Raw genomic sequence first — 24,602 nt, forward strand, 5'->3', positions numbered from 1 at the left:
AGAAAGAAAAAAATCACTCGAATCCCTCCATCCCATGTTCGGCTCGAAGGGGTATATCTTATGGCCGTTGCACAGTTCTCACCACATTAATATTTTCAGGCTTATGTTAATCATAGGAGGGGAAACAAAATGAAGAAATTAAAATATTGGGGAGTGGCGGCGGTAATTGGGTTGCTGATTGGTGTAGCATTTTGGTGGGCAACATCCGAGGTGAAAGACCGAAAGGACCCGCTAAACAAATCTGACGCATTTGTGTACAGTGATAACGGTATACTTTATTGGTTCGAACTAACGAGTCGAAAAGGGAAAGTGGAAGGTAAACTTCATCAACAGAAATTCATAGAAGAAATCGGGAAAGCACCGTTTATGGAAGAAAAAAAATTCCCCCTGACTGGAGAAACAACTGAAAAAGGGTATGAATTTAAGGTGAATAATGGCGGGGAAATCATGAGTTTTGACGCTTGGTTTTCTGGGCCACATCTTTTAGTACAAAAGCAAGGGGAAAAAGACAACAAATTATACAATCCTGTTGACCAGGAAGAACTCGATGAATATGTAAAATCTATACAATTCTATCATTCGGAAGAAAAAGAAAAAAACCGTATAAAAAAATTTTTCTCCGAGCTTGATAGTGTTTATGGATATCTTTACTCCACGGAGAACGGATCGTTCCAGCTGTTCCTGAAAATCGATGAAGCCCTACTCCAAGGCGAATTGACAGGTTCTCTTCTTTTGATGAATGACACGGGGAATAAAAACAACCCGTACGAAGAAACCAGATATGTTTTGAACGGAATAACAGACGGACAAATGGTGCGTTTCTTCACCATCGTAGACGGAAAAGAAACCAGGTTGACAGGAAATTTTTATGAGGCTGCCACTGGTTTTGATCTGACGTTTTGGACGGCTAATCAAAAACTACCGTTTCATGCTGTAACTGAAGAAGAATTTAAACGGAGTTACGAGGAATTTAAAACGAAGGCACAATCGTTTTAAAATTAGGAGGGCTTCCTCCTTATTTAACTAACGCGACATTGCAGCTAAGCCTCTCTTTGTTTATGCAATCAAGGCTGCACAGACAAAAAAAATAAAGATTACCTATGTTATTCAGAAAGATTACTTCACACAAACAATTTTATATATGGGAGAATCGGCTGCCTATACAGGGCAGCTTTTCACATTAAGTAATGTAGTCGAATACTTTCTAATCGTAGTGTTATGTCAACCTGTCAGGCATGGAATTTACAATCCATTTGAGTAATTGAATCGAGGTTTTATGAACGGACCATCTAGTTTCTTGTTCAACTAACGAAGCAACAGGATAGTTTAATAACAGTTATTGAAGAGTGAACCATTGTTCTATTTATTCGTGTTATTCGTATGATATTAATGAATATAACGAATTGGAGGAGGATACATGAAAGCAATTGTGTACACAAAGTACGGTCCCCCCGACGTACTTCAATTGAAAGAAGTAGAAAAGCCTACTCCTAAGGAAAATGAAATACTGGTAAAAGTAAAAGCGACAACCGTAACAGTAGCAGATATTCGGTCACGGAGTTTTACAGTTCCTCCCGCTTTTTGGCTGCCTGCCCGAATAACACTTGGTTTCAGACAACCCAAAAAAGAGATATTGGGGATGGAGTTAGCTGTAGAAGTTGAGTCAGTTGGGAAAGATGTCAAAAGGTTTAAGGAAGGTGACCAGGTTTTTGCGGCTTCACTGACCAGTTTTGGTGCCTATGCCGAGTATAAGTGTCTTCCAGAAGATGGCCCAGTCACTCTTAAACCCTCCAACATCACTTATGAGGAAGCCGCAGCCATTCCCATAGGCGCACGAACAGCATTGTATTTTCTTAGAAAAGCTAATATTCAGAGTGGCCAAAAGGTCCTTGTTTATGGAGCTTCAGGAAGTGTAGGAACTTATGCAGTACAGATTGCAAAGTTCTTCGGAGCAAACGTTACAGGAGTATGCAGTACCACGAATGTAGAATTGGTAAAATCTCTGGGAGCCGATCAGGTAATTGATTACACTGCAGAAGATTTTTCTAGTAAAGGCGAGACTTATGATGTTATCTTTGAAGCGGTAGACAAGAGTTCGTTTTCAGCTTGTATGAAATCGCTAAAGAATAACGGAACCTATATAAATGTCACTGTACCGTTACCAGGTGTCCGAATGTTATGGACTAAATTGACAAGCAGCAAGAAATTATTATTGAGTCGAAATTCACCTGAAACTTCAGAAGCACTAAACTTCCTTAAAGAACTTGTTGAAATGGGGAAGTTAAAAGTGGTCATTGATAGGTACTATGAGTTTGAAGAGATAGTTGAGGCTCATAGATATGTCGAGAAAGGACACAAAAAGGGAAATGTCGTCATAACTGTGGGAACATATAACAACAAATCCAAATAACTGAAGCACAAATAACTCGACGATCGACATATTCTACCGTCCTGAAGCGTGGATTTATAGTTGGTAATAGGAGCTTCCGTTAAATAGCTTTTGCTTTGTAGTACTTCTAAAGCCAAATCTGTAAGCAGACCACCGAGATGCCGTTCACTTGCCCGCCAAAGCAATAATTTAAGAGTCGGGCTGATTCGTATCATAGGTTTCATGGATAGATTTTCAAGTGTATCTAGGTAATTACTAGCTTGTAAAGGAACAAATGAGGTCACATTCCATACATCCTTTGGCCCCTTTTTATGAGTGTCCGAGATTCGGGGGTATAGTTCATGTAGCTTCAGCTTCCTGTTTAGATAGTTATGCCGAGCAGGATGGACAATAAGATTGATGTGAGTTTCCAGTTAATCATGATGATACCTCCCTTGATGCATGGTGGGTAGGTGCTTTAGACATGTGTAATGAGGCACATTAATTTGCTCTTAATTCTATATTTCTGTTTTTCTCTTGAAACTTATGCAATTCTGTGTCAATGTTAATAATGATAATGCATTAAACGAATTTCATAATTGAAACATGTGGGGGGGCCAGTGTTGCTGGTTGAGACCGTATCCTTAAGATACACACCCTTGGAACCTGATCTGGATAACACCAGCGTAGGGAACATATTTAAACATTTTTATTTGTGTTGATATGCGTCCTAGGTACCTACCTAGGGCGCTTTTTCATTTAAATAAAAAATGTTTAAGTTATTAGTCGATATGCCTCTTAGCACCTGGTTAGTTAGATTTTGGTGTGATTCTGCGTTTCTGAGAAAGAATTTGGCTTTACTTAAGAATATGTTTCCTCCTTTCGTTCCGTACCGTCGTTTAATGCTCTCAACAGATTTGGAAAAGGGAGAGAAAATGATGAAAAAATGGTTAGGATTATTACTAATTATTATGATGTTAACCGCTTGCGGCAATGGTGACAACGCTAGCTCTGGAACCAATGATTCGAGCGGAAAGTTGAAGAAAGTAACAGTGGTATTGGATTGGACACCGAATACGAATCATACAGGCTTATATGTAGCAAGAGACAAAGGCTATTTTAAGGAACAGGGTCTTGATGTAGAAATTATCATGCCAGGTGAAGCCGGTGCTAATCAACTTGTGGCTTCGGGAAAGGCTGAATTCGGAGTTAGTTATCAGGAATCCTTAACAGAAGCACGTGTACAAGATGTACCAATAGTTTCGATTGCTGCCGTAATTCAACATAATACATCTGGTTTTGCGTCTCCAGCTGAAAAAGAGATTACTTCACCAAAAGATTATGAAGGTAAAGCCTATGGAGGCTGGGGTGCTCCAGTTGAAAAAGCAGTGATTTCTTCTTTAATGAAACAACAGGGTGCAGATGTGGAGAAAGTTGATATGGTAAATATGGGCGATACAGACTTCTTTACAGCCGTAAAAAGAGATGTAGACTTTGCATGGATCTATTACGCTTGGACAGGTATTGAAGCTGAACTTCGTGGAGAGAAATTGAATATGCAATATCTGACCAATTACTCAGATAAGCTAGATTACTATACGCCTGTTCTGATAACTAATGAGACGTTGATAGCAGAAGATCCCGATACCGTTCGTGCTTTTGTAAAAGCAACATCCCAAGGTTATGAATACACAATGGATCATCCAGAAGAAGCGGCGGGAGTTTTAATAAAGGCAGTACCAGAGTTAGATCCAGAGTTGGTTAAAGCAAGTCAAAAATGGTTGTCTCCAAAGTATCAAGATGATGCATCACAATGGGGAATACAAGATAAAAAGGTTTGGGAAAACTACGCACAATGGATGTATGATAATGGATTATTAGAAGGCAAACTAGACGTAGAGAAAGCCTTTACGAATGAATTTTTACCTAAAAAGGAGAATGAATAGATGAATAACTCTTTAGTTAGCATTCAGATCATACCGAAAACAAAAAATGGTGAAGATTCAATTCCATATGTTGATCAAGCGATTGCCGTCATAAAGGATTCAGGAATACGTTATGAGGTCCATCCACTTGAAACCACATTGGAAGGGAATTTGACAGAAATTTTCTCTGTTATCGAGAAAATGAATGAGCGAATGATGGAGGCTGGCTGTGTAAATGTCATTTCCCAAGTAAAAATCCTTTATCAGCCAAGCGGTGTTTCGATGGATAAATTGACAGAGAAATACCGATCATGAAAGTTTTCCATAGAGGGTGGAGACCATTATTGGTCCTCATCCTTTTAGTTGCCATATGGCAACTATCCTGTTGGTTATTCGAAATACCGAAGTGGCTACTGCCAGCACCATCTGAAATATGGTTAGAAGGAATAACAGGCTGGGGAAATTACAGGAGTCATTTAGTATCAACGGTTAAGTTGTCCTTTATGGGGCTTTTGATAGGTAGTGGAGTTGGCATTATCATAGCTGTCACTTTACACAGTTTACCAAAGCTTAGAGAGGCATTTTATCCAATTATTATTTTGACACAAAACATTCCTATCATTGTGTTGGCTCCGTTGTTGGTAATATGGTTTGGATTTGGAATGCTACCCAAAATCATTGTCATCACATTAGTTTGTTTTTTCCCAATAACTGTTGCTGCTTTGGATGGATTTCGACATACGACTGCTGAGCTTACGCATTATATGAAAATGGCTGGTGCATCGAAGAAGCAGATTTTTTGGAAAGTAGAGTGGCCATATGCATTACCTTCATTATTTTCAGGACTGAAAATAGCTGCTACCTACAGCGTGATGGGCGCTGTTATCTCTGAATGGCTGGGTGCCAAAGAAGGAATTGGAGTATTTATGACTCTTGCGTCATCTTCATTTCGGACAGATCGTGTCTTTGTAGCAATCTTTCTCATTATGATTTTAAGCTTAATATTCTTCGCTTTAATTTCTTCATTGGAGAAAATCATCGTGAAATGGAAACCTAAAGGAGAGGGAAAAAATTAAGACTAAGCTCAGTGTGGAAAATATAACGAAATCATTTGAGGGAAATAAGGTACTAGAAGAGTTATCTTTTCATGTAAATGAGGGCGAATTTGTTACAATTGTAGGTCCTTCAGGAAGTGGAAAGAGCACGTTATTTCACTTGATTGGCGGTCTCTATACCCCAGACTCCGGAGATATCCGAATGGACGGGGAACGAATGAATGGACAAAGAGGTGCCATCAGTTATACGCCTCAATCTCCATCCTTATTGCCATGGCGGACAGTCCTTGACAATATTCTGCTTAGTGGAGAAATTAATGGAGAAAAATATGAATTAGAAGCCCTTCGAATGATTGAAAGAGCCGGTCTAAAGGGATATGAACAAGCGTATCCCTCTGAATTATCAGGTGGGATGCAACAGAGAGTGTCTTTTATCAGGAGTCTCATGAGTCCACAATCACTTATTTGTTTAGATGAACCCTTCTCTTCGCTTGATGAATTTACGCGAATGGAAATGCAAAATTGGTTACTTTCCATCTGGGAAGAAAACAAGCGCTCCATTTTGATGGTGACACATCATATCGAGGAAGCCTTGTATCTATCCGATCGAATCATCGTCTTATCTGGAAAGCCTGCAAAAATTAAAAAAGAGTTTAGCATTCCTTTTCCAAGACCTAGACAGGAGTCAATTATCTTAAGTGATGAATTTTTGCAATGGAAGAGAAACATCTACAATGAATTACGGGGTACTTAAAATTTAGTTGTAAAAATCGATTGCTCATCTATTTTTACACCGATTCCTACCTTGCGAAATCACCCAAACAATTGATCATAATGAATCCAAATGACTTATTAAGTCAAAAAGACTTTGGGGATTTGATGAATGGACATGGTGGTAACATGGATACCAAAAGATTCACATGCTACGTAAGAGAGGGAAACTCCTAACAGAAACGGCGTTAATTGGAGGGAAACCTTACTGGCTTAAAGAAGAAATCGAGACCTATCTCCATGATTTACCGATAAAAAACAGACATTCGAACTAGACAAATAATTGAATCCCCCTCACGATAAGAACAAACGTTCTTGTTGTGAGGGGGATTATTTATGAAAACAGTACCGAATCGGACCATTGCGTGTCTGGATATGCGAAGTTATTATGCAAGTTGCGCGGCAGCTGACCTTGGGTTAGATGTGATGGAAGAAGCCATTGCTGTAATTGGAAACTTAGAAAAAAAGGGCAGGTAAATATCTCGCAGATTCTGAAGGTATGGCACTTTACTACTTTACAAAAGATGAGCCAAATACAACAAACTGCAGCGGCGAATGTCTTGAAAACTGGCCTGCCTTCTATGCAGAAAACCTTGAAGCTCCTGAAGGATTTATCAAAGACGACTTCGGTACGATTACGCGCGAAGACACTGGCGAAAAGCAAACGACTTATAAAGGCTACCCGCTTTACTACTTTGTAAAAGACGAAGCATCTGGTGATGTAAACGGACAAGGCGTCAAAGACGTTTGGTTTATTGTCAACAGTGAAACAACATTTGCACAATAATGCATGCTACTGAAGGAACTGCCTTACGCTCGGCAGTTCTTTTTTTCTCTCCCCACTAATATTTTTACCACAACCTAGTTTATGATTTATACTAATAAAAAACGGTTTAATAAGAGGATGTTCAAAAAGTCCAGGAAAAATAGCTGTCGAATTTATTTGCACAGGAAGTGCTGATCCGACGTTCGCCACAGGACTTGGCGGTTCTTAGTCGGACTTCGTCACTCTGCCTCTCAGGTCCTCGAGTCTATCGTTCCTCGAACTTCTCGGCTCTTTTTATCCTCCTTTTTGAACACGCACAATAAGGGAGAGAATTTGTAGTGAAATCTAAGACGGACGAAGAACTGATCGAATTAATTGTCCAAAACCATCGCCCGGCACTTGAAGAATTGTATGATCGCTATGTAAAGCTCGTCTACAGCTTCTCTTTAAAAATGACAAAAGGTGACGGAGAGAAAACAAAAGAAATTGTGCAGCAAGTCTTTCTCCGGCTTTGGACAACAAAAAGAACATACAGCTCGGCACAAGGAAAATTTGCGAACTGGCTTCTCACCATTACCAGAAACATTGCTATCGATCTCATTCGTAAAGAACAAAAACATACGGGTGCAATTCAGTTAGAGCTTAATGAATGGCGACAAATACCTGATCAGCAAACAGAAGATGTACCACAGCAAGTTTCAAGAAATTTATTGAAGCACCAAATTCAAGAAGCAAAACAGCATCTCTCTGAGCCACAGCGGCGCCTTATCAATTTATTATACTGGGAAGGCTACTCCTTAAGCGAAATTGCAGAGCTTGAAAAAAAGCCGCTCGGTACGATTAAAAGCCGGCTGCATCAAACCTTAAAAAAACTGCGAAATTATTTCAGTGAAGAAACAGGAGGGGTTCGGCATGGAAAATAAATGCGAAAACCTGTCTTTATATATTATCGACGAGCTATCTGAACATGAAAAAGAACAATTTGAACGCCATCTAAAAACATGTATCCCCTGTCAAAATGAAATAGACTCCTTACAGGAAGCGTGGCAGGTGCTTTCATATGATATTGAAGAAACGGATGTTCCAGAATCACTAAAAGCAGAAGTCATGAACTTTATTTTTGAAGAAGAAAATTCATTAAAAACAAACGAAGTAAAAGATAAAAAACATAGCTTTCTTGAACGATTTAAATTACTCTTAACTAAGCAATTCTCACCATTATCTGCAGGTATTACGGCCGTTTTAATAATGGGCTTAATCGGATTATTGTGGAGTAACCTCCAATTGAAAGATACCATTATAGCATTAGAAAACCAATCTGTTTCCCCTACTCAAATTGTTAGGACGTTTAATTTAAAAGGACAGGATTTAGCCACTTCGGCAAACGGAATCGCCTACCTTCTTCAAGATGGGCGCGACAACAGCCTTGTCATTGAGTTAAACAATATGCCAGGAACAAAAGATGATGAAGTATACCAAGTGTGGCTGTTGAAAAACGGTAATCGTCAAAACGCTGGTACTTTAAAGCCTGATGAAAACGGTAACGGCCTGATCACCTACCGCCTTCCAAAAAATCACTCGTTTGATGATATTGGGATTACACTCGAACCGAATCCAAATAACACTCAGCCTCAGGGGCATAAAGTGATGGGAACCACCTAGGGGTTTACTATAACAAGTAATACTTTTGGCCCGATGGGGTGGCTGCCGGATTGAAGATGATATTGTAGTAACAGAGAATGGTTATGAAATCATTACCCATTCTCCTAAGCAATTAATTATCTTATAAAAAATATTGAACAGGTCATCCAAGGAATTTTTATAAAGATGACCTTTCTTTTGAATGAGGTCGTATTCGATATGAATGAAATCATCATATTTATCATGACAGGATTTATGGTTCTAGGAGCAATAGATTATCTGTTGGGTAATAGGTATGGAGTCGGACAAAAATTTAAGGAAGCCTTCCATTCCATGGGAGCACTAGCCCTTTCAATGGTTGGAATGATCTCACTATCGCCTGTATTGGCAAAATGGTTAACACCGATTGTATCCCCTGTCTACCAATTTCTTGGAGCAGATCCATCGATGTTTTCATCCACGTTTTTAGCTCTTGATATGGGTGGATACTCTTTAGCAAATGAAATGGCTCAATCGAGTGATGCTGCTTTATTTTCTTGGGTGTTTTTAGGAACGATGATGGGGCCGACTATTGTTTTTACCATTCCGGTTGCTTTAAGCATCGTTCATAAAAATGATCATCCCTTTTTTGCTAAAGGAATTTTAATTGGGCTCATGACTATTCCATTTGGATGTTTAGCGGGGGGATTCGTAGCAGGATTTGACTTGATATGGATGTTGAAAAATCTGCTTCCTTCTATCCTCATTTCTGTCTTGATCGGCATTGGGATGTTATCCGCTCAATCCGTGATGATTCGTGGTTTTAAATGGTTTGGTAAAGGGATTGAAATAGTTATTATCATTGGTCTTGTCTCGATTATCATTGAAACTTTAACAGGTATAGTTCTTATTCCTGGTATGATGCCGCTTTCAGAAGGCTTTGTAACAGTTGGAAAAATAACCATCATGCTTGCCGGTGCGTTTCCGTTTGTATTTGTGTTAGTAAAAGTATTAAAGAAGCCTTTTGTACTACTCGGAAATAAGACAGGTATGAATCAACAAGCATTAGGTGGTTTTATCGCATCCTTCGCTCATCACATTCCTATGTTTGCTACATTGCACGACATGGATAACCGTGGTAAAGTCGTGAATACTGCGTTTGCCGTTAGTGGTGCATTTGTATTTGGTAGTCACTTAGGCTTTGTAGCCGGCTTAGAGAAGAGCTTTGTTATTCCATTAGTTGTCGGTAAACTTACAGCAGGATTTTTAGCTGCAGCAGTAGCCTTGATCGCGACAAAGAGAACTTAATTAGGAATAATCTTTAATAGCTTATAAGCATAAAATAATCATGGATTTACGTTTATAGAGGATTCAAGTTAGCGTAAGTAGTTTCAGTTGCTATTTATGGTATTAAACTTAAAGAAGCCGAAGCAATAGTTGAAAAAAACATCTAGTTTGTCCATTTTCGAAAGCAACTAAAGGAAATATTGGCGTTGAATTAAAGACTCATATTTTTTGATTGCAAACTTTAAGGACCTAGCAGAGTGATGTTAGGTCCAAATATATGAAATTTTTCTATAAACTGACCGGAATTCTCTTCTTTTCTTTAAAATAAACCCATTCTTTATAGCCAATTTCCACAAGGTGTGTTTGAACTAGTTCAAACTCATCCCCCACTCGATCCGGAACATGTGTATCCGAACCAAAGGTACTTTTACTCCATGGTGCAATGCTAATTCCAAAATGTCATCTGAAGGATACCAGCCCCCTACATCTTTCGTTTTACCAGAAGTATTAATTTCTATGTGTAGCTTTGAAATAAAGTTTGATCAAAAATATTTGGCGAAGTCGCATTTTATGGCTAATAAAAAGAATCCATTTTGAAAAAAGTCTGATCAAAATGGATTCTTCTCTTTCACATTAGAATTAAAATTTTATAAAAAAGTTTGATCATTTAGATGAAAAAGGAAATTAATTAGATAGAAGAATTTGAACTACTTTTCAGACCCAAAGTAAATATTTTTTCAAGGCAAGCCATTGACTTCATGTGCTACACGTATTCCAGACTCAATTGCACCTTGTATCCAACCGTGTGGCAGTGCTGTTTGTGCCCCGGCAAAGTGGACCTTTCCTTCGGGAGTGGCAAGGTAAGGAAAAAGTTCTGTTTCTTGTTCTGGTTTGAACATCGCGAAAGCTCCACCTGAAAATGGATTTAGAGCCCAACTATAAGAAGCTCCTGTAATAAATTTATCATATACTTGTTCTCCATGGATGATAGCCAAGTTCTTTAAGGCTAGTTGAATCCGATTTTCTTCACTCAAGCTGTCCCATGGAATGGCATCATCCTCCCAAGTATAGCTAGCTAAAATTACGCCAGACTCGTTCTTTCCAATTCCATGGCTGGGATAATAACTAAATCGGATGGGTAAATCAGACACCGTTTGACCACCTTGTATCCCTTCATCCTCCCAAAATCTACTTTTAAACTGAAGGCCAATCTTTGTAGAAGTCACATAATGAAGTTCTCGAATCGCTTTCCACTTGTTATGGGAAAAAGAATCATGGGGTTCAACTTCAACGAATTGCAGGATCGAGAAAGGAATGGTCAAGATGCAAATGTCACATGTCGTTTCGATTTGTTTTAACGACTCTGTGTTCTTAGAATGAAGTGTAACTTGGTTATTATGCTGAACAATTTTGGTCATCTGTTGCCCATATAAAATATTTTCTTTTAATTGTGGGAGAAAGGCTTTTGGAAGTTGGTCATTTCCTCCGATAATCTCATAGAAACTAGTATTAGGGTTTAAAAGAATCATAAATTCACGTAATAAATCCAGGAAAGCGAGTTCAGACAAGCCCTCGATTGCAAGTAGTACCTTAATCATTTCAATTGCACCTGGAGATAAAGTCACCCCATTTGGGTTATATCTTAAAAACCCATCCATCGAGTATTTATCATACTCCTTTATTACCCAACTCCAATTTTCCAACGGATTTAGATTGATAAAGTCTATAACCGGTTGGAGTACTGATTGAACCAACTCCACAGCTGTTTTTCCCTTTTCGTGAGGAGCAACTGGGTAGTCAAGGATATCAGGGTTCTGTTTATACAGATATTGGCGTGTTTTGATCCCATTCACATAAATCAGGTCGTTAGGCGTACTGTTAATAAATGAATTTACTGGTAAGCGGAACTTTTTAATGTACTCCAAAGTTAAATAATGAAGGCTTGGAATACGCATCGCCCCTGCTTCCATATACTGTCCATTGATAAACGGGGATCGTTTCGTATAGATACGTCCTCCTACTCTTTTAGAAGCTTCAAGGATGGTAACATTGTGTCCGGCTTCTTTTAACAAAGAGGCAGCAACCAGTCCAGATATACCTGCGCCGACAATGATGATCTTTTTGGGAGTATACGCTTTATTTAGTCCATGTTGAATCGTCGAAATCATTTGATCGGGTGATACAGAAGGAAACATGTTAGTCAGACTCTTTCTCCTTTGTTTGTATTGTAAGCCATCCTTTACGAGACTTACTATCATCCTATTCACACTAGGCTTATCCTGTGTGTAAGATAATACAAGGAGGCAGGTAAAGTCATGAATTCATCGGTTTGGTCCCTTATAACCAAATGGATAATGAGGAAGATCTTGTTGAACATGATAACCAGAGTTATTGTAAGTAAAAAACACCTTCGAAATGCGAATGTTTCTTATTAAACTAACGGGACAGGTTAGTTGAAGTATAGATGTGATAATTTTAATATTAGAGAGCTAAAAGGGAAGGTGTAGAAATGACTGATTGTTGTGCTTCAAAAGAACAAATTACTGAAAGTAATGATACTGAGTTTTGTCCATCTTGTAATACCAAAGGGAAAAAGTTGAAAATTATTACGTTGAAATCAATGCTTAAACCACCAGTTTTAGATTCTTTGAATCCGAGTCTGACCCATTACTTTTGTTCAACGAAAGATTGTGATGTTGTCTATTTTGATACAGAGAAGAAATTGTACCTTAAGTCAGAAGTAAAGGTATCTGTGCATCAAAAAGATGATTCTTCCACAGTACCAGTTTGCTATTGCTTTAGTTGGACAAAAGAGAAAATTAAGAAATATGAAGAACAAGAACTTTCTCCTAAACCTTTAGAACACATTCGAGTAAATGTAAAAGCAGACAGATGCGGGTGTGAGGTAAATAATCCTCAAGGAAGTTGCTGTATGGGGAATGTTATGAAATATATAAAAAGTCTTTAACTAAAGCAATATATTTTTTTACTAACGGGTGCTTTAGTTGAAGATGATTGGGCTACTTACGCTTTTTTCTTATTGAACTAACGGGGCAGGATAGTTCAATAAGGAAAGTGTTTGTATTGGCAGTGTAGAAGATAGCTTTCTATTACGAATAATATACTTTTAATTTACTTTCATTTGTTTACCGTTTCGGCGGGAGTAACTCCTTCATTTTGAAAATAAGTTGTTATTATTTTAGTAATAAACCAGTTTGTTCTATAGGGCTCTGGATTCATTTCCACCGTAATAATTTTATGTCCTCTGCCGAAATATTCATATGAAGTTAGTAAATCATATGCAATTGTATATTGTACCTTTGTATCACTTATTCTATCTACTTTTACAAAATGAACGTTAGCAACCCACGGACTTGATTGTCCAGTCACCCAACCTTTTTCTTCGAACTGTTTCTGTGTAAGTTTTTGAAGAGATGGTGATAGCACAGCATATTGAACAGCACCACTTCGATTTTCTACACCCAATATCCATAATTCCACAGCTTGTTTGGGGGTTCTAGGTTGCAATCCGTATATAAATGAATTTAATTGACTTTCCAAACTTTTGTCACCTTTCGAACTACATTTCTAATAAGATATGTTTCAAATGACTCCCGAGTGGAGAGTTAGATTGAAAATTTCTTAGAATGAATGGATTTTATTGAACTAACAGGTGCTTGAGTTGAAAATTTGTGAGATGCCGAGTCAGCTCTTTTTTCTTATTTAAATAACGCGACAGGTTAGATGAATAAAGGTTTGGGGATTAATGGTGGTGTTTTCTTATCGTTAATCCAGAAAAACTACTGGTAATCATGATATGCTGTATAGTAACTATACTGTTAAGGGAATTATACAAATGAAAAATAACAAAAATAATTTTACTACTGGTGAATTCGCAAAAATTTGTAATGTAAATAAACAAACGCTTATTTATTACGACAAAATTGGGTTGTTTTCTCCAAATATCAAGGCTGAAAATGGCTATCGCTATTATTCAATTCATCAATATGAACTTTTTAGCGTGATTGAATTATTAAAAGAATTAGGTATGTCCTTGAATGCAATTCAAGAATTTATAAAAAATAAGTCTCCTGAATATTTTCTAACTGTTATGCAACAACAAAAGGAAAAAATTACTCAAAAGAAAAAACAATTAGAAATAATGGAGATAATGATTGATACACAAATTTTATTAGCTAAACAAGCTGAAACAATTGATTTTTCTTCCCTTACATTAATGGAACTAAAAAATGAGAAGCTTTATTTAGGAGATGTTATTAGGAATAATACTGAGGAAGAGTTCGTAAAAGCAGTCTCGCATTTTGTTAAAGAAATTAATGAAAAGAAATTAGATACGGGATATCCAATTGGGGTAGTAATCAATAAAGATAGCTTGCTGCATAATAAATATAATCACTATAGTCAACTTTATATTAAGCAATTTCATGATGTTCCTTTTGATGATAAAATACAGGCATTCTCCGGTACTTTTTTAGTAGGTTATCATGTAGGTTCTGAAGTTACTATTTATCAAACTTACGAACGGATCAATAATGAAATGAAACGATTAAACTTAGCAATGGGTGCATTTGCATTAGAAGAATATATATTCGATTCACTTATGAAAGAATTTGAAAAGGATTATGTAACGAAAATTATGCTCCAAGTAAAATCTACTCTTTAATCATTTGAGCAATTAATTTAAATCCACTTGACTATATAGTAACTATATAGTTTATCTTCTGATAAGTAACATGGATTTTAATTAAGGAGCTAACAATGATGCAAAACTACAAAGTTATACTTGGTTTACTTTTATTTAATTTGTTTATTGCCTTTTTAGGTATCGGGCTTGTGATTCCTGTCTTACCCACCTTAATGAATGAAATGAATTTAACAGGGACCATTGTCGGTTATTTAACTGCAGCTTTTGCAATAGCCCAACTAATTGTTTCTCCTCTTGCAGGCAAGGCCGTTGATAAATTCGGTAGAAAAATAATGATCGTAATGGGTTTATTTATTTTTGGTTTTTCTGAACTACTATTCGCAATAGGAAAAAGCGTTGAGGTATTATTTATATCTCGTATATTTGGTGGGATCAGTGCTGCTTTTATCATGCCTGCCGTAACTGCTTTTATTGCGGATATTACAACTTTACAAACCCGTTCTAAAGCACTTGGTTATATGTCTGCAGCAATTAGTACAGGATTTATTATTGGTCCTGGTATTGGTGGGTTTTTAGCTGATATTGGTACACGTGTTCCGTTTTATTTTGCAGGCGTTTTAGGGATTATCGCGGCAATTTTTTCAAGTATAGTGTTAACAGAAACAAAGAGAAATCATCAAGAAATTGACACAATGGAAAGCCGGTATTCTGGTTTAAAAAGTATTTTATTACCGATGTACCTAATGCCATTTTTGTTAATCTTTATAGCGTCTTTTGGTTTAGCGGCATTCGAATCTTTTTTTAGCCTCTTTGTTGACCATAAATTCGGTTTTACCCCTAAAGATATTGCCATTATTATTACGGGAGGAGCCATTGTCGGTGCTATAGCACAGCTACTTCTGTTTGAAAAACTAACAAATCTTTGGGGAGAAATTAAATTAATTCGTTATAGTTTAATCTTATCCGCTGTATTAGTATTTTCAATGACTGTTATTCATTCCTACTTATCGATTCTTCTTACGACATTTATGTTATTTGTTGGTTTTGATCTTTTCCGCCCGGCAGTTACATCGCATTTATCGAAAATTGCAGGAAATGAGCAGGGATTTGTAGGTGGAATGAATTCTATGTTTACAAGTCTCGCAAATATCGTTGGACCAATATTAGGTGGGATTTTGTTTGACATTGACCTCAACTATCCCTATTATTTTGCAGCCGTCTTTTTAGTCATAGGGGTTGTTATGACGATATTTTGGAAAAAATTAATTAAATCTTACTAATCCGTTTGGGTAGTTTTTCAACTAACGGGTGCTTTAGTTGAAGAACCGGAGTGAAGCTTTTTTCTTATTGAAATAACGGCAGTATTGTTGAAGAATTCAAAATTATATTTTAGTTATAATAGAAATAGAGTAGAGAAAGTAGGGGTAACTGATGGTTCAAACAATACCAACATCTTGGTTATGGGATGTAATTGGTTTTTGGTATGTTGGTTTTATCTTTTGGATATTACTAGCTGCTTCAATCGTTACTTTTATCATTGGAGTAGTAAAGAATTCTTGGAAGGCTATCCTAATAAGTGTAATTATTTTTCTTCCGAATGTATTAGCAATAATTACTATGGATTTCGAGTATATTATGTATTTATTATTAGTTTGGTTTATTATACAAATCCTTATGTTACGTAAAATTTATCGCAATAACGTCGAATTACTGATATGAAATTTTTTTATGTTTAAAGCTAAAATACCTCAATTCCTTATTTTTGCAATTATTATCATCCTTCAAGTATGGAGCGTAATTTAACTTAACGAGTTCTTTAGTTGAAAAAAACTTATAATTTTTAGTGCGAACACTCAGCCTCTTGGTTGGGTGTTTTTGTGTACGTTTAATTTGTTTTTTTACAAGATAACTGTATGGGTTAGTATAGGGTTTGGTGCCTTTTTTTGTGATTGCATGAGCATTCAATTAGAATTGATTTTCAAAAAAGGTTGAATATAAATTCTAATTTATGTATAATAATAAAAATTAGAATTAATTGGATATTGGAGATGATTAATTGAAAGTCAATATTGTAGGCGCTACTGGGTATGGAGGCTTAGAACTTATACGAATTTTAAAAAACCACCCATACATAAATATTCACTCCGTTGTATCGAACTCTTATGCAGGAAAAGAGGTTGAAGATGTTTATCCTCATTTATCCGGTGTGGAGATGCCTATTCTCACCTCGATGAATTTGGAAGTTTTAATGGACGGGGCAGAAGCTGTTTTTTTCGCCACGCCATCGGGAGTTAGTAAGGAATTTATTCCGCAGCTCTTTGAAAAAGGGATCAAGTGCATTGATTTGTCCGGTGATTTCCGGCTGAATTCACCAACTGTCTATGAAGAATGGTATATGCAAGCATCTGCAACACAAGAAGATTTGAACAAAGCAGTGTATGGGTTAAGTGAAATCAATGGAAAGGCAATCGAAGGAGCACAGTTGATTGCAAATCCAGGCTGTTTTCCGACGGCAAGCTTATTAGCGATTATTCCAATTCTTAAGACTGGTTGGATTGATGAGGACTCCATCATCATTGATGGAAAGACAGGGGTGTCCGGTGCCGGCAGAGGGGTCTCACTTGGTACGCATTTTTCCGAAACGAATGAAAATGTAAAAGCTTATAAGCTAGGCAAACATCAGCATATTCCGGAAATGGAGCAGGTGCTATCTGGTATTGCTAAGCAAGCGATTCAACTGACATTTAGCACACATCTGGTGCCAATGACGCGGGGAATCATGTGTACGATTTATATGAAACTAACAGAATCGGTAACAATGGAGATGGTCGTTTCCTTATATAAAGAATTTTATCGAAATAGCCCGTTTGTGCGTATTCGAACAGACGGGAGTTACCCATCGACGAAAGAAGTATATGGTTCCAATTACTGTGATATTGGATTTGCGCTTGACGTTCGAACTAATCAATTAATCATCGTTTCTGTAATTGACAATGTGATGAAAGGTGCGGCAGGTCAAGCCGTGCAAAATGTAAATATCATGATGGGGTGGAATGAAACAACGGGATTAGAATTATCACCACTTTATCCATAGGAGGCAAAACAATGGAACAGGCACTTATTCAACAAACACAGCAACTCGAAACTGTATTAGAAGGAACCGTTTCATCTCCAAAGGGATTTAAAGCGGGAGGTTTACATTGCGGTCTTAGAAGAAAAGCGTTGGATCTAGGTTGGATTTACTCGGAAGTTCCTGCAATTACTGCAGGCGTTTACACAACAAATTTATTCCAGGCAGCCCCTTTGACTGTAACAAAGGAAAGCATAGCAGTTGAAAATAAGATACAGGCAATCCTTGTGAACTCTGGTAATGCGAATGCGTGCACTGGGGAGGAAGGAATGAAAAACGCACTTGAAATGAGAGATCATTTTTCCTTGTCACTCGGAATTCCTCAACATTATGTTGCAGTGACTTCGACAGGCGTTATCGGACAACAGTTGCCGATCGACAAAATTCATAATGGGATTAAGCAAATTGATATCACGAATAATCAGTCTGGTCATTTTGAAAAAGCGATTTTAACAACTGATACTACTGTCAAACACCTGGCCGTTAGTCTGGAAATTGATGGAAAAAAAGTGATTATTGGTGGAGCTGCAAAAGGTTCTGGAATGATTCATCCGAATATGGCCACTATGCTTGGTTTTGTTACAACTGATGCGGCTATCGCACCGGATACCTTACAAATGGCATTAAAAGAAATCACCAACCACAGCTTTAATATGATTACCGTAGATGGTGACACGAGTACGAACGATATGGTGTTAATTTTGGCAAATGGTCTTGCGGAAAATAATGAATTATCCCCTGATCATCCACAATGGAATGGCTTCATGTCTGCGCTGAAAATGGTCTGTGAGGAACTTGCAAAAAAAATCGCACGAGACGGTGAAGGAGCGACAAAGCTAATCGAAGTGGAGGTTACGGGTGCGCTTGAAAAAGAGACGGCTGAAGTAATCAGTAAGTCAATAGTTGGTTCGAGCTTGGTGAAAACAGCAATCTTTGGCAGTGACGCGAACTGGGGAAGAATCATTTGTGCAGTCGGGTATAGCGGAAAAAAGATCGATCCATTAAAAGTTACGGTGAAAATTGGCCCAATAACAGTCGTTAAGAACGGCTTACCTCAAGAGTTTAGTGAGGAAATGGCTAAAACATATCTTGAGAACGAACAAGTGAAAATTGTTGTCGACTTACATGAGGGCAATGAAAAAGCAGTAGCGTGGGGCTGCGATTTGACGTATGACTACGTTCGAATTAATGCATCTTATCGGACTTAAAAGGAGGTTTTTATTAGTGGAGTTTCTAGTTATAAAGTGTGGTGGCAGTGTAATCGACGAGGTGCCAGCGTCTTTTTATCAAGAGTTGTGTGACATACAAGCGTCGGGGAAATACATGCCGATTATCGTCCACGGTGGTGGCAAATTAATTACCAGTCTGCTCGATGAATTAGCTATTCCTTCTGTTTTTGAAAATGGACTGAGGGTCACGACTGATGAAATGCTAGACGTGATTGAAATGGCGCTTAGCGGCAAAATAAACAAATCAATCACTCGCAGTATCTTACAGGCAGGTGGGCAAGCAGTTGGACTCAGTGGGATCGATGGCTGGCTTTTAGAAGCAGAGCAGGCCGATTCGAAGCTAGGATATGTAGGGGATGTGATATCAGTAAATGAAACATGGCTCAAACAGTTGTGCTACATGAACTATATTCCAGTAGTATCACCCGTCGGAATGGATAAAGGTGGGCAACGATTCAACATCAATGCCGATACAGCTGCGGCTGAGATTGCAGGTAAGTTAATGTGTCCATTGGTGTTAATGAGTGACATTCCTGGCATATATAAAGAGATTGACGGTGTGAAACAAACCATCTCATCTCTATCCATCGATGAAATCAATGTACTAATAGACAATGGTACAATTACCGGCGGAATGATCCCTAAAGTAAATGGTGCAAAAGATGCTTTGAACAAAGGGGTTAAGGAAGTTGTTATCATGGACGGCCGCCAAGAAAATGGGTTAACCCATTATTGTAATGAAGAAAGTATAGGTACAAAACTAGTTAAAGATAAGGAGCTGTTCCATGTCTAATCACCTGACGCTTTCTGTAGAACAATCGCCCGTGATGAATACATATACGAGATTCCCAGTCACGATGGTGAAAGGGAAGGGTAGCTTTATCTGGGATGAAAAAGAAGACAAATACTTGGATTTCACCTCTGGAATCGCTACGTGTAATTTGGGTCATGTTCCTGGCTATGTACATGACAAGGTCCAGGAACAACTGTCATTATTATGGCATTGCTCGAACCTCTATCATATTCCTTCTCAAGAAAAGCTTGCGAAGTTGCTAATTTACAACAGCTTTGGCGATCAGGTTTTTTTCTGCAATAGCGGAACAGAAGCCAATGAAGCTCTGATAAAACTTGCCCGAAAGCATGCGGAGATGCGCGGGAAAGATAGCCGCAAAATCATTACCTTTAAACATTCCTTTCATGGTCGGACACTAGCTGCCTTATCCGCAACTGGACAAGAGAAGCTTCAACAAGGTTTTGCTCCTTTAGTAGAAGGATTTCAACATTTAGAATTTAACAGCTTTGAGGATTTGAAAGTGTTAGAAACAATTGAAGCTTGTGGAGTATTGCTAGAACTCGTCCAAGGAGAAGGTGGCGTAATTCCGGCAAATAAAGAGTGGGTCTTGAAGCTGGCGGAAATCTGTAAGCAGAATGATTTATTACTAATGATTGATGAAATACAGACTGGCATGGGCAGAACGGGCTCATTATTCGCATATCAACAATATGGAATCATCCCTGATATTGTCTCACTTGCAAAAGGACTTGGATCGGGTTTTCCAATCGGTGCACTTATCGCGTCAAATGAAGTAGCTCAAGCTTTTAACCCTGGAAGTCACGGCAGCACCTTTGGAGGCAATCCTTTAGCAACAAGCGCGGGTCTTGCCACAGTCCAATATATAGTCGAAAATCAAATCGCCCAAGATGCTCAAAAACTTGGAAGCTATTTAGTTGAGAAATTGGAAGAATTACAGAAAGATTATCCTCAAATAAAGGAAGTCAGAGGTTTAGGCCTATTAGTAGGAGTCGTATTTGAAGGAAGTGCACTTGATGTAGTTAAGAAGTTATTGGCTGAAAAGGTACTAACACTGACAGCTGGAGAACATGTGTTACGGATACTACCGCCATTAAACGCGTCAAAAGACGAAGTTGATTTATTTGTGAAAACTTTAGAGAATGTTCTTTCAGGGGAGTAACTAAATAGGAAGCGAAGAGGAGTTAAGTGACGAGTCACTTAGCTCCTCTTTTGTTATGTGCATTTTTTGCGGATTATCATTTTTAATTGTAAGAATGAGGAGTTTAGTTTTAATAGTAAAATGATGGGAAACAAGAACGAGGATGTCACTAACAGAAAAGGATTTTGGCTACAGCCAAAATCAGTGACTTTGAACTATATGTTCTTGAATGGACCCACACGCTATCGCTTAGTGGGCTTTTCTGTTGAGATTTTTGGTGAGCGATTGCTCAGTTGGAAAATAAGAGAGTCAAGTTGGAAAAAAGGGCAGCCAAGTTGGAAAATCTGAGAGCCAAGTTGGAAAAATTGCACTCCAAGTTGGAATCAAAACAAGAACGAGGATGTCACTAACAGAAAAGGATTTTGGCTACAGCCAAAATCAGTAATAAAGATATTGAACTATAAGTTCTTGAATGGACCCACACGCTATCGCTTAGAGGGCTTTTCTGTTGAGATTTTTGGCTGAGCGATTGCTCAGTTGGAAAATAAGAGAGCCAAGTTGGAAAAATTGCGCTCCAAGTTGGAATCAAAACAAGAACGAGGATGTCACTAACAGAAAAGGATTTTGGCTACAGCCAAAATCAGTAATAACGACTTTGAACTATATGTTCTTGAATGTCCCCACACGCTTTCGCTTAGTGGATTTTTCAGTTGGGATCTTTTGGCTGAGCGATTGCTCAGTTGGAAAATAAGAGAGTCAAGTTGGAAAAAAGGGCAGCCAAGTTGGAAAATTTGATGACCAAGTTGGAAAAATTGCGCTCCAAGTTGGAATCAAAACAAGAACGAGGATGTCACTAACAGAAAAGGATTTTGGCTACAGCCAAAATCAGTAATAAAGATCTTGAACTATTAGTTCTTGAATGGACCCACACGCTATCGCTTAGTGGGCTTTTCTGTTGAAATTTTTGGTGAGCGATTGCTCAGTTGGAAAATATGAGAGTCAAGTTGAAAAAAAGGGCAGCCAAGTTGGAAAATCTGAGAGCCAAGTTGGAAAAATTGCACTCCAAGTTGGAATCGAGATATTCTAAACATCCGAACGAAGGATGTCACCAACAGAAAAGGATGTTGGCTACAGCCCAAATCAGTAATAATGGTTTTAAATATCTTGGTCGCTTTCTCCTCATTAAATAGGTATTGCACAAAAAAGAAATTATTAAAAGATGACGGATAAAATGCAAGAGGATTGTAGATGACTAGAGAATGCAATTGAAGTAGAAAACATGTTGCGTTTTGGAGACTCTAGGATAGGAGAGGTGATTGATTTGAATAAAGTAGAAAAGTTTAAAAACAATGAGGAAATTTATAAAGAAATTTGTGATATTGCAGATTCAATTGAAGATATTGATAGGAGAAATAAAGAATTGACAACTGAAGTTAAGGCATTAATTGGTAGTAAGTCTGACTCTAATACATGGGATTCTAATAAGGAACAAGATTTGACTAGTTTTTATGAAGTAGCAATACCCTATATTAATTCTTTAGGTGAAGAATTAGACTCATTTAAACAATCCTATGAAAAAATTATCAGTTTGAAAAGTAAAGAAATGAATAACGTATAACTACTATAGAGTCGGTCACATTCAATTGAGTGTGACTTTTTTTTATGGATAAAATTAAACAAACATCCAGATCTTTAGATATTACAGTAAAAGGAATGTATCAGAGGTTTCATTCATATCATTGAATTGAAAGTAGTTGAAAGCTAAATTTGAACTGAACTTATATTAGGTTCAGCGAACAGGAAAGGAGGGCAGACTTTCTTCCATTTTCAAACCCCCCAAATTGGTATAGACAACTATACCTTTGTTATATATAGTGAAAATTAAGACTATTAAAAAGGAGTGAAATGAGTATGTTTAGTTTTCTACAGAAAATCGGGAAGTCTTTGATGTTCCCAATCGCCACGCTCCCAGCGGCAGCATTACTTTTACGTTTTGGTCAAGCAGATATGCTGGATAGTCCGTTCCTTGCTGCTGCAGGTAGTGGGATTATTGACAATCTTGCACTTATATTTGCGATCGGGATTGCGATGGGGCTTGCCCATGATGGAGGTGGTGGTGCTGCGTTAGCGGGTGCAGTCGCTTACCTCGTATTAACTAAATCAATTGTCGTGATTAACGAAACAATCAACATGGGCGTTTTCGCAGGTATTATTTCAGGTGTAGTCGCCGGACTTCTCTATAACAAATTTTATAATGTAAAACTGCCTGATTTTCTTGCCTTTTTTGGAGGAAGACGATTCGTACCCATTATCACAGCGGTAGCGATGACAATTTTGGCCGGATTGCTCGGCTATTTATGGCCGCCTGTTCAGCAGGGAATTGACGCTGCTGGCGATTGGGTGTTAAATGCAGGGATGCTAGGAGTTGGCGCTTACGGATTCTTGAACCGCTTATTGATACCGGTAGGATTGCACCACGTTATTAACACAGTTGTCTGGTTTGATTTCGGAACGTTTACGAACGCAAACGGAGAAGTTGTGCGCGGAGAAATCAACCGCTTTCTAAATGGAGATAAAACAGCTGGTCCCTTCCTAGCCGGGTTTTTCCCGATTATGATGTTCGGTCTCCCTGCCGCTTGTCTAGCTATGTATATGGCAGCTAAAAAAGAGAAAAAAGCCATTGTTGGTGGTATGTTTATCAGTATTGCCTTTACAGCGTTTCTGACAGGAATTACGGAACCAATCGAATTCTCCTTCATGTTCCTTTCGCCTCTTTTATATGTTGTTCATGCTTTGTTGACAGGTGTAGCAATGATGATTGCTTTTGCGTTGGACGTACGGCACGGATTCGGATTTTCTGCCGGCGCGATAGACTTTGTATTAAATTACGGACTTGCCCAAAATCCATTGATCTTGCTGTTAATCGGACTCTTCATGGGGGTTATCTACTTTGTCGTTTTCTACTTCTTGATTATAAAACTCGACTTGAAGACTCCGGGACGTGAAGATGATGATGAAACGGAAGACAGTGCGGTCGACTATGGCAATAATGCAGCAGACAACAAAGCGTACCATACGATTGTTGCACTTGGTGGAACCGAGAATATTCAAACGATCGATTACTGCACGACACGTCTTCGTCTGCAAGTAAAAGACACAGATCAAGTTAATGATAAAGAACTCAAACGACATGGTGCAATGGGATTGATGAAAATCAACAAAACAAATGTCCAAGTTGTTATAGGTACATCTGTTGAGTTTCTAGCGGAAGCGATGAAAAAACGAATGAAGAACGGTAACCCTGTACCAGAGAAAACGATCGAGTCCGATGTGGCGACAGAATCAATTATGGTAAAAGAAATTTTAGAAAAAGATTTCGCGATGCCGATTGACGGAAAAATCATTCCGCTAGCTGAAGTACCGGACGAAGTGTTTGCAAAAGGTATGATGGGCCAAGGGTTTGGAATTGTGCCTTCAGGAAATACTGTTTATTCTCCAGTCGACGGAAAAATCGTCAGCATTTTCCCGACCAAACATGCGATTGGTCTAGAAACGGATACGGGCGTGGAAGTTTTGATCCACGTCGGAGTGGACACTGTAAAACTTAAAGGACAAGGTTTTGACTTGCTCGTCGAAGATGGTCAGTTAATTCAGCGTGGAGATGCATTATTGAAAATCGATTTGGCTTATATTGAATCCAATGCACCTTCGTCTATTATTCCAATCATCTTTACGAACTTGACTACCGAAAAGTTGAGTTTATTAAAAAATGGATTCCAGCGTCATGGAGATACTGGTATTGTGAAAATCCAATAATGACAAAAGATTAACTA

Annotated in this window: 23 protein-coding genes, 2 pseudogenes and 1 riboswitch; of the genes and pseudogenes, 21 read left to right on the forward strand and 4 right to left on the reverse strand. The window is 38.1% G+C overall.

The window, feature by feature from the left end:
- Positions 1 to 129 precede the first annotated feature (129 nt).
- Both C8K15_RS15485 and C8K15_RS15490 read left to right on the forward strand, forming a co-directional pair.
- Positions 130 to 996 (forward strand): hypothetical protein, encoded by an 867-nt coding sequence (locus C8K15_RS15485; protein ID WP_108587287.1) that lies wholly within the window; start codon positions 130 to 132, stop codon positions 994 to 996.
- A 421-nt stretch (positions 997 to 1,417) separates the two neighbouring features.
- Positions 1,418 to 2,410 carry an NAD(P)-dependent alcohol dehydrogenase gene (locus C8K15_RS15490; RefSeq protein ID WP_108587288.1) on the forward strand — a complete coding sequence of 331 codons (993 nt, stop codon included), beginning with the start codon at positions 1,418 to 1,420 and terminating at the stop codon, positions 2,408 to 2,410.
- Here C8K15_RS15490 and C8K15_RS21440 read toward each other — a convergent pair.
- Complete coding sequence (locus tag C8K15_RS21440) at positions 2,332 to 2,613, reverse strand: PAS domain-containing protein (protein ID WP_369973768.1); 282 nt, start codon at positions 2,611 to 2,613, stop codon at positions 2,332 to 2,334. The two genes, C8K15_RS15490 and C8K15_RS21440, sit on opposite strands and share 79 nt — an antisense overlap.
- Before the next feature lie 355 nt (positions 2,614 to 2,968).
- Positions 2,969 to 3,078: riboswitch (TPP riboswitch) on the forward strand.
- A gap of 228 nt (positions 3,079 to 3,306) precedes the next feature.
- Here C8K15_RS21440 and C8K15_RS15500 point away from each other — a divergent pair.
- The 9 genes and pseudogenes from C8K15_RS15500 (at position 3,307) to eutH (ending at position 9,813) form a co-directional block, all read left to right on the forward strand.
- On the forward strand, positions 3,307 to 4,314 hold the full coding sequence (locus C8K15_RS15500; protein ID WP_108587290.1) for an ABC transporter substrate-binding protein: 1,008 nt from the start codon (positions 3,307 to 3,309) through the stop codon (positions 4,312 to 4,314).
- Positions 4,315 to 4,608 carry a thiamine-binding protein gene (locus tag C8K15_RS15505; protein WP_108587291.1) on the forward strand — a complete coding sequence of 98 codons (294 nt, stop codon included), beginning with the start codon at positions 4,315 to 4,317 and terminating at the stop codon, positions 4,606 to 4,608.
- On the forward strand, positions 4,605 to 5,369 hold the full coding sequence (locus C8K15_RS15510; RefSeq protein WP_199224125.1) for an ABC transporter permease: 765 nt from the start codon (positions 4,605 to 4,607) through the stop codon (positions 5,367 to 5,369). The genes C8K15_RS15505 and C8K15_RS15510 overlap by 4 nt, the downstream gene beginning before the upstream one ends.
- A 13-nt stretch (positions 5,370 to 5,382) precedes the next feature.
- Complete coding sequence (locus tag C8K15_RS15515; protein WP_233260525.1) at positions 5,383 to 6,102, forward strand: ABC transporter ATP-binding protein; 720 nt, start codon at positions 5,383 to 5,385, stop codon at positions 6,100 to 6,102.
- A gap of 353 nt (positions 6,103 to 6,455) precedes the next feature.
- Positions 6,456 to 6,596 (forward strand): hypothetical protein, encoded by a 141-nt coding sequence (locus tag C8K15_RS15520; protein WP_369973766.1) that lies wholly within the window; start codon positions 6,456 to 6,458, stop codon positions 6,594 to 6,596.
- Positions 6,583 to 6,906 (forward strand): annotated as a pseudogene (locus C8K15_RS15525) (COG4315 family predicted lipoprotein); the annotation flags it as partial. The gene C8K15_RS15520 and the pseudogene C8K15_RS15525, both read left to right, overlap by 14 nt.
- Positions 6,907 to 7,223: 317 nt before the next feature.
- The gene (locus tag C8K15_RS15530; protein ID WP_108587295.1) at positions 7,224 to 7,808 is read left to right on the forward strand and encodes an RNA polymerase sigma factor; all 585 of its coding nucleotides are present in this window, start codon (positions 7,224 to 7,226) and stop codon (positions 7,806 to 7,808) included.
- Positions 7,798 to 8,547 (forward strand): anti-sigma factor, encoded by a 750-nt coding sequence (locus C8K15_RS15535; RefSeq protein ID WP_108587296.1) that lies wholly within the window; start codon positions 7,798 to 7,800, stop codon positions 8,545 to 8,547. Before C8K15_RS15530 ends, C8K15_RS15535 begins: the two co-directional genes overlap by 11 nt.
- A gap of 177 nt (positions 8,548 to 8,724) precedes the next feature.
- On the forward strand, positions 8,725 to 9,813 hold the full coding sequence (gene eutH / locus C8K15_RS15545) for an ethanolamine utilization protein EutH (protein ID WP_369973767.1): 1,089 nt from the start codon (positions 8,725 to 8,727) through the stop codon (positions 9,811 to 9,813).
- 267 nt (positions 9,814 to 10,080) lie between these two features.
- On the opposite strand, the pseudogene C8K15_RS20900 reads toward eutH, so the two are convergent.
- Positions 10,081 to 10,310, reverse strand: a pseudogene (locus C8K15_RS20900) (histidinol-phosphatase); the annotation flags it as partial.
- 219 nt (positions 10,311 to 10,529) lie between these two features.
- Positions 10,530 to 11,987: a flavin monoamine oxidase family protein gene (locus C8K15_RS15555; RefSeq protein WP_199224126.1), complete on the reverse strand. Its 1,458-nt coding sequence runs from the start codon at positions 11,985 to 11,987 to the stop codon at positions 10,530 to 10,532.
- A gap of 314 nt (positions 11,988 to 12,301) precedes the next feature.
- On the opposite strand from C8K15_RS15555, the gene C8K15_RS15560 reads away from it, so the two are divergent.
- Positions 12,302 to 12,760: a putative iron-sulfur cluster-binding metallochaperone gene (locus C8K15_RS15560; RefSeq protein WP_108587297.1), complete on the forward strand. Its 459-nt coding sequence runs from the start codon at positions 12,302 to 12,304 to the stop codon at positions 12,758 to 12,760.
- A gap of 170 nt (positions 12,761 to 12,930) precedes the next feature.
- On the opposite strand, the gene C8K15_RS15565 is transcribed toward C8K15_RS15560, so the two are convergent.
- A complete protein-coding gene (locus C8K15_RS15565; RefSeq protein WP_108587298.1) occupies positions 12,931 to 13,353 on the reverse strand; it encodes a hypothetical protein in 423 nt (140 codons plus the stop codon).
- A gap of 295 nt (positions 13,354 to 13,648) precedes the next feature.
- Here C8K15_RS15565 and C8K15_RS15570 point away from each other — a divergent pair, with 295 nt between their 5' ends.
- The 9 genes from C8K15_RS15570 to nagE all read left to right on the forward strand — a co-directional run bounded on the left by C8K15_RS15570 (position 13,649) and on the right by nagE (position 24,585).
- A complete protein-coding gene (locus tag C8K15_RS15570; RefSeq protein ID WP_108587299.1) occupies positions 13,649 to 14,476 on the forward strand; it encodes a MerR family transcriptional regulator in 828 nt (275 codons plus the stop codon).
- 98 nt (positions 14,477 to 14,574) lie between these two features.
- Positions 14,575 to 15,738, forward strand: a complete 1,164-nt coding sequence (locus tag C8K15_RS15575; RefSeq protein WP_108587300.1) for an MFS transporter — start codon at positions 14,575 to 14,577, stop codon at positions 15,736 to 15,738.
- 151 nt (positions 15,739 to 15,889) lie between these two features.
- Positions 15,890 to 16,177, forward strand: a complete 288-nt coding sequence (locus C8K15_RS15580; RefSeq protein WP_108587301.1) for a hypothetical protein — start codon at positions 15,890 to 15,892, stop codon at positions 16,175 to 16,177.
- A gap of 337 nt (positions 16,178 to 16,514) precedes the next feature.
- On the forward strand, positions 16,515 to 17,552 hold the full coding sequence (argC, locus tag C8K15_RS15585) for an N-acetyl-gamma-glutamyl-phosphate reductase (RefSeq protein ID WP_108587302.1): 1,038 nt from the start codon (positions 16,515 to 16,517) through the stop codon (positions 17,550 to 17,552).
- An 11-nt stretch (positions 17,553 to 17,563) separates the two neighbouring features.
- Positions 17,564 to 18,796 carry a bifunctional ornithine acetyltransferase/N-acetylglutamate synthase gene (gene argJ, locus C8K15_RS15590; RefSeq protein ID WP_108587303.1) on the forward strand — a complete coding sequence of 411 codons (1,233 nt, stop codon included), beginning with the start codon at positions 17,564 to 17,566 and terminating at the stop codon, positions 18,794 to 18,796.
- Positions 18,759 to 19,610: an acetylglutamate kinase gene (argB, locus tag C8K15_RS15595; protein ID WP_233260526.1), complete on the forward strand. Its 852-nt coding sequence runs from the start codon at positions 18,759 to 18,761 to the stop codon at positions 19,608 to 19,610. The genes argJ and argB overlap by 38 nt, the downstream gene beginning before the upstream one ends.
- Positions 19,603 to 20,790: an aspartate aminotransferase family protein gene (locus C8K15_RS15600; RefSeq protein WP_108587305.1), complete on the forward strand. Its 1,188-nt coding sequence runs from the start codon at positions 19,603 to 19,605 to the stop codon at positions 20,788 to 20,790. The genes argB and C8K15_RS15600 overlap by 8 nt, the downstream gene beginning before the upstream one ends.
- Positions 20,791 to 22,090: 1,300 nt before the next feature.
- Complete coding sequence (locus C8K15_RS15610) at positions 22,091 to 22,387, forward strand: hypothetical protein (protein WP_108587306.1); 297 nt, start codon at positions 22,091 to 22,093, stop codon at positions 22,385 to 22,387.
- Positions 22,388 to 22,680: 293 nt separating this feature from the next.
- Positions 22,681 to 24,585 (forward strand): N-acetylglucosamine-specific PTS transporter subunit IIBC, encoded by a 1,905-nt coding sequence (gene nagE, locus C8K15_RS15615; RefSeq protein ID WP_108587307.1) that lies wholly within the window; start codon positions 22,681 to 22,683, stop codon positions 24,583 to 24,585.
- The last annotated feature ends 17 nt before the right edge of the window (positions 24,586 to 24,602 follow it).

The sequence above is a fragment of the Paenisporosarcina sp. OV554 genome (genome assembly GCF_003058165.1).
GTDB lineage: Bacteria > Bacillota > Bacilli > Bacillales_A > Planococcaceae > Paenisporosarcina.

Excerpts from the sequence above, each read along its gene's own strand:
- C8K15_RS15485 (WP_108587287.1), top strand. The coding sequence starts at position 130 with ATGAAGAAATTAAAATATTGGGGAGTGGCGGCGGTAATTGGGTTGCTG.
- C8K15_RS15490 (WP_108587288.1), top strand. The coding sequence starts at position 1,418 with ATGAAAGCAATTGTGTACACAAAGTACGGTCCCCCCGACGTACTTCAA.
- C8K15_RS21440 (WP_369973768.1), bottom strand. The coding sequence starts at position 2,613 with ATGAAACCTATGATACGAATCAGCCCGACTCTTAAATTATTGCTTTGG.
- C8K15_RS15500 (WP_108587290.1), top strand. The coding sequence starts at position 3,307 with ATGAAAAAATGGTTAGGATTATTACTAATTATTATGATGTTAACCGCT.
- C8K15_RS15505 (WP_108587291.1), top strand. The coding sequence starts at position 4,315 with ATGAATAACTCTTTAGTTAGCATTCAGATCATACCGAAAACAAAAAAT.
- C8K15_RS15510 (WP_199224125.1), top strand. The coding sequence starts at position 4,605 with ATGAAAGTTTTCCATAGAGGGTGGAGACCATTATTGGTCCTCATCCTT.
- C8K15_RS15520 (WP_369973766.1), top strand. The coding sequence starts at position 6,456 with ATGAAAACAGTACCGAATCGGACCATTGCGTGTCTGGATATGCGAAGT.
- C8K15_RS15535 (WP_108587296.1), top strand. The coding sequence starts at position 7,798 with ATGGAAAATAAATGCGAAAACCTGTCTTTATATATTATCGACGAGCTA.
- C8K15_RS15555 (WP_199224126.1), bottom strand. The coding sequence starts at position 11,987 with ATGTTTCCTTCTGTATCACCCGATCAAATGATTTCGACGATTCAACAT.
- C8K15_RS15560 (WP_108587297.1), top strand. The coding sequence starts at position 12,302 with ATGACTGATTGTTGTGCTTCAAAAGAACAAATTACTGAAAGTAATGAT.
- C8K15_RS15570 (WP_108587299.1), top strand. The coding sequence starts at position 13,649 with ATGAAAAATAACAAAAATAATTTTACTACTGGTGAATTCGCAAAAATT.
- C8K15_RS15575 (WP_108587300.1), top strand. The coding sequence starts at position 14,575 with ATGCAAAACTACAAAGTTATACTTGGTTTACTTTTATTTAATTTGTTT.
- C8K15_RS15580 (WP_108587301.1), top strand. The coding sequence starts at position 15,890 with ATGGTTCAAACAATACCAACATCTTGGTTATGGGATGTAATTGGTTTT.
- argJ (WP_108587303.1), top strand. The coding sequence starts at position 17,564 with ATGGAACAGGCACTTATTCAACAAACACAGCAACTCGAAACTGTATTA.
- argB (WP_233260526.1), top strand. The coding sequence starts at position 18,759 with ATGACTACGTTCGAATTAATGCATCTTATCGGACTTAAAAGGAGGTTT.
- C8K15_RS15600 (WP_108587305.1), top strand. The coding sequence starts at position 19,603 with ATGTCTAATCACCTGACGCTTTCTGTAGAACAATCGCCCGTGATGAAT.
- nagE (WP_108587307.1), top strand. The coding sequence starts at position 22,681 with ATGTTTAGTTTTCTACAGAAAATCGGGAAGTCTTTGATGTTCCCAATC.